The sequence below is a fragment of the Mesorhizobium sp. M1E.F.Ca.ET.063.01.1.1 genome, from assembly GCF_003998155.1.
GTDB lineage: Bacteria > Pseudomonadota > Alphaproteobacteria > Rhizobiales > Rhizobiaceae > Mesorhizobium.
On record NZ_RZSC01000444.1, the window covers coordinates 1 to 4,872 of the forward strand.

The following is a 4,872-nucleotide window of genomic DNA, read 5'->3' on the forward strand; positions in this document are numbered from 1 at the left end:
GCTCCGCCGTCCGAGACGGCGTGCCTGACTTATATCCCGCTGATGATAGGCGTCGGCAATTGCCCTGAGAAGGCGCAAAAAGTTTCTGCGGTCTTAAACCCAGTTTATGTCCAAGCCCCCTCAGGCGAAGGCTGGCGAGGGTGTAAGTCAAGATGGAGGGCTATTCAGGTCAGTGAGGAGTCATTCAGACGGGCGACAGACCATCTAACCGCGACCACAGCGGCCGCCTCTTCTAGTAAATAGGGTCGGCAACGGAGCGAAACGACGAGTTGACCAGCTGATTGGCCTGCCCGACCTCTAGGGAGGCCGTCGCTGCTTTGATAGTCAGGATCTTGGGGATACAGATCATACGCGTAAGTTTGACAGGGTCGACCCCTCACCCGATGTGGGGGCTGATCCGGTCGTTTAGAGACCCTTTACGGTGGGACCCGTAGCGTACCCAGATAGGTGCACCGGGAATCGCATTGCGCGGCCTGGGATCAATTGCCTTAGCCGGAAGCTCTTGAACTCTTGATGCAATGGAGCCAACTTGCGAATAACCCCGTGGCACGGCTCGTCCAAAAAACGGTCAGCCCATTTGTGAAGCAAAAGCACCCGAGCAAAAACTCAGCTATTTTTTCAGGACATCAAAGCCTCATCAAACGGGCATCTCGTAAGATTTGAAACTCCACTCTCGGTCACCAGCACCTGCTCTTCGAGCTTCACGCCTTCCCGGCCACCGACGGCACCGATATAGGCCTCAACGCACAAGGTCATCCCCGGCTCGAGAACATAGTCGAATGCTCCGGGGATAAAGTCTTCAGGATAGAGAATCGCGGGATATTCGTCGCACAGACCGATGCCATGCATCATAACGCCATATCGTTGCTCTACGAACTCCGGGGGAAGCTTGTGGCTGCGCTGCGTGAGTTCGGTGAAAGAGACGCCAGGCTTTAGCATGGCCATGTTTGCAGCTATATGCTCGTATGCGATGGCGTGCAACCTTCGCTGTTCGTCGGTGGGCCGGCCGTCACCGCAGTGCCAAGTCCGGGAGAAATCGGCACACATTCCGTATGGGCCTACCATATCGGTGTCGAAGGCGACGAGGTCCCCCGACACAATGCGACGCGGACCGGCCTCCTGCATCCAAGGGTTCGTGCGCGGGCCGGAAGTTAAAATGCGCGTTTCGATCCACTCTCCACCACGTGCGATATTTTCGGCGTGGAGAACCGACCAAAGTTCCGTTTCGGCTATGCCGGGCTGCAAACGTTCCCGCATTTTCGCAACGGCAATCTCGCAGGTCGCCAGAGAGCAGCGCATCGCGTTGATCTCGTCGATTCCCTTGATGGCCCGGGCATGCTCCATGAGCTGCATGCCGTTGCAAACCTTAATGCCAACCGCATCGAGCGCGCGCAGACCGGGGATTTCGATCTTGTCGACCGCAAGACGACGGTTTTTGCCGCCAGAGCGGCGCAGCAGTTCGTCAATTTGCCCGGCAAAGTCCTTGGCAATTTCTTCCTCTTTGTCGCCGGCGACAAAATAGTAAAAACCGGCGCCGCCATCGCGGATCTCGTTAATGCGCGGCAGATAAGTTGACAGGTGGCTGCAACGATGAAAGTCCCAGAGAACGACATATCCATCGGCTGACACGAACACCGCTCGGGACGGATTGTGCATGATCCAGATATGCATGTTCGAGGAATCTGAAGCGTATCGTATGTTCAGGGGATCGAAGCACAGCACGCCAGCATAGTCTCTTTGGCGAAGTTGCTGAACAATTCGATCAAGGCGGGTTCCGCGCATACGATCAAGGTTGGGCGTGGTCAGGCCCAACGCTGTCCACTCCGCAAAGGCGACGTCCGTCGGTCCGATTTCAATCCGATCATTATCATCTAAGCTCCCATCCGGCTTGTGCGCTTTTGCCAATCGCATTGGATCAATTTTGTGGTTCACGATCGAAAACGAAGACATGCTAGGCCTTCCCGTTGGCTTACTTTTACCAGGATTTAAGACCGGATTTGCTGATTGGCAAAGGCGGAAAAAAAAGCGCCCCGACATAAGATCAATTCATCCTGCATTCGTGCGCTGCGGTTGAATCACAGACACCAAGCTCAGTCTTGACACGCGGAAATTTTGAATGGAAGTGCCCATACGAAACCACTGACGGCCACAGCAATCGGTAACTTTAGTTAGCTGATCAGACGTTTGGCGCGGTAAGTCTCAAACGCTGGTAGAGTGGGTCGGAGACAACAAAACTCTTCGCTCGAAAAGCCGACCTGATATGCTGCTCCATCTCGTGAATGATTTCTGTGTGACCGACCTGCATGCCCTGATTTCTCCGCCTGTCTGTGAGGGGCAGAGCGGGTTAATGTTTGCGACTACAACTGGAACCACATCGGCCTTCGCGCTCTGTGCCTCAACGGCAATCATTGGATCCCAACGATCAGTGAGCGCTTTCTCGAGCCCTGTCGAGCCAAGAGGCGTCAACGAGTCGACGCATTGAGATTCTCTAAAAAAGTTGCGGCGGGCTACTCGGGCGGTTTCTGCTGGTTTCTCTTGGTGTAGTTCCGGGCTACACCTAGGCAGGGTTCTCGCCAGGTGGTGCCGAATTAAGGCGATCTCGCAAAGTCCACTTTCAGCTTCCAGGGGGATGGCCCAAGGCATAAACTGAATTTAACGCTAGCGAAACGATTTGCGCATTCTCAGGGCAGTTGCTAGTGCCTATCATCCGACACCAAGCAAGGCCTGCCTTAATCCGGGGGGCGAAGCGATGGTTTTGGACGCGGCGGTATTCTATTCGGCTGGCGGCGCGTGAGGCTAGCTGCGGATTGTTGCCGTCAAATAGAGCTGGCCCTCGAGGTCGTCTCGGCAGAACACTGGCAGCGGTTTCGCCGATTCCCCGTGGATCCTTTGGAGGCAGGTGGAACTTGGCAAGGCGGTCGGCTCAGCAATCGCGGAGCCAGACAGGGCCGAGGTCGTCTGGTTCCTCCGAGCGCCGCTACCATGCGGGCGCCAGTCGAAAGGAAGGGTGGAAAGAAAGTTGGATAAGAGGTTTGCAGGACAAGTAGCTCTCGTGACGGGCGGGCGTAGCGGCATCGGTCTTGCGACTGCGCGACGTCTAAGGAATGAGGGCGCTCGCGTGTTCACCGCGCAACGTGGTGAGGACCGGGAATTCGAGGCCATTGCGGTCGACTTCACGGCACCGGCCGAGGCGGCACATGTGATCAAAGCGGTTGTCCAGCGGGCAGGAAGACTCGATGTCCTGGTGAATAACGCCGGAGTCATGCAGGAGGCGCTCGTCGAAGATATGAGCCTGGCGGATTGGGAGAGGACCATCGCCGTCAATTTGACTACGCCGTTCATACTGATTAAAGCGGCAATGCCGCACCTGCGGTCCGCCGGCGGGACCATAGTGAATGTCGGATCGATCGAGGGGCTGGGATCCAACCCGAAACACGCGGCCTATTGTGCCTCCAAGGCTGGTCTCCATGGTCTTACCCGCGCGGTGGCGATCGATCACGGCGCTGAAGGTGTGCGTTGCAACGCGGTCGCGCCGGGCTGGATCGACACCGACCTGAACTTGGATTTCGTCGAGAGTATGCCGGATCCCAAGGGTTTCCGCCAGCAGATCGGCAAAATCCACCCAGTTGGACGAACGGGGAAACCAGACGAAGTCGCGAGCCTCGTAGTCTGGCTCGCTTCGCCCGAGTCCTCGTTCGTCACCGGCCAAGTGTGGACGATCGATGGAGGTCGAATGGCGCAGCTCAGTCTGCCGCAGTAGGAGAGCGCGAGCTATTTCCTTGACATAAGTCTTACGAAGCTCAACCTCAACCACCGGGGGCAGAAGTAGGTCCGGCCTTCGTAGAGACCAATGTAGTTGTTGTTTGCTTAGCGAAATTTATTTAACATAAGAGTGTACTCGGATGGTATCTAATATTGCCTCGATGAGCACCGAAAAGCCGGTGTTTCGGCGGTCGCCTCCATGTTGCCCCCAATATACGTGGACCGGGCTCGAAACGCGGAGCTCTGGGATGTCGAGGGGCGGCGATATATTGATTTCGTGGGCGGAATGGGCGCTGACTCTACGACCCCAGCTGCTCGATCGAGCTGGCCAACTTTACAGGCGGCCCAGTAAGCCGAGTTGCCGGTCCTCTCCCCGACGCGAAAATTTTCCAACTCAATCCGCCGGGTGGCGCCATCAACGTCCGAATGGCAACATTAGCGGGCTTATCCCAGAGGGCTTCCTGATGTTATTATCATGGAACTTCTGATTGGAGGTACGCGTTGCGGACTGCTGCCTCTTCCCGCCTTGCATCTGCACGAACTAATGCCCTGTTCGGGATGGAAGCGCCTGCGCGAAGCCGACAAGCCCGGCGCCAATCATGTGGCCTTCGTCCTATGCGTGCGATTTGAGACGAAGTTGCAAGCCAACATCGACCCTGTCAGGCGGTAGATGCGAGATAAATTGATTTTATATCCAGCAAAACCTTTTACGCATTCTCAGGTCCCTCGCAGTTCCCTATCATCGAGAGATAATAGGCTGAGGGCACCTTCGAGAGGCTTACACTTAGTTGCATAATCCGGCAGGTGGGCAAAACCCATCAGTACCTCTGGCAATGCGCGCCGGCCCTTACTCTACAGGAGGTTTAGGTGGGATTCTTCAATCTAACGGGCCAGCCTATCCCTAAGCTGTTCGACGGCCTCGCCGGCGGCACAGATTGTAAAGATGACTATTCAGAGGAACTATCGTCCGCGATTGTCCTTCTCCTGATGACGCCGCTTGTCGTCCTGCTTTTCGCATTTGCGTCACAGGACAGAAATCTCTCTGCACGATCGAACTCAGAGAGGGGCGGCGCCCTCGCTGCAACCATCGGGCTTCCGCCTCGATAAGGC

2 protein-coding genes are annotated in these 4,872 nt (G+C 56.2%); one reads left to right on the forward strand and one right to left on the reverse strand.

Features of this window, described 5'->3' with window-relative positions:
- Positions 1 to 618: 618 nt before the first annotated feature.
- Positions 619 to 1,950, reverse strand: coding sequence for a Xaa-Pro peptidase family protein (locus EOA29_RS24950; RefSeq protein WP_127221756.1), 1,332 nt, complete (start codon positions 1,948 to 1,950; stop codon positions 619 to 621).
- Between the two features lie 1,102 nt (positions 1,951 to 3,052).
- On the opposite strand from EOA29_RS24950, the gene EOA29_RS24955 reads away from it, so the two are divergent.
- Positions 3,053 to 3,760 (forward strand): SDR family oxidoreductase, encoded by a 708-nt coding sequence (locus tag EOA29_RS24955; protein WP_245468531.1) that lies wholly within the window; start codon positions 3,053 to 3,055, stop codon positions 3,758 to 3,760.
- The last annotated feature ends 1,112 nt before the right edge of the window (positions 3,761 to 4,872 follow it).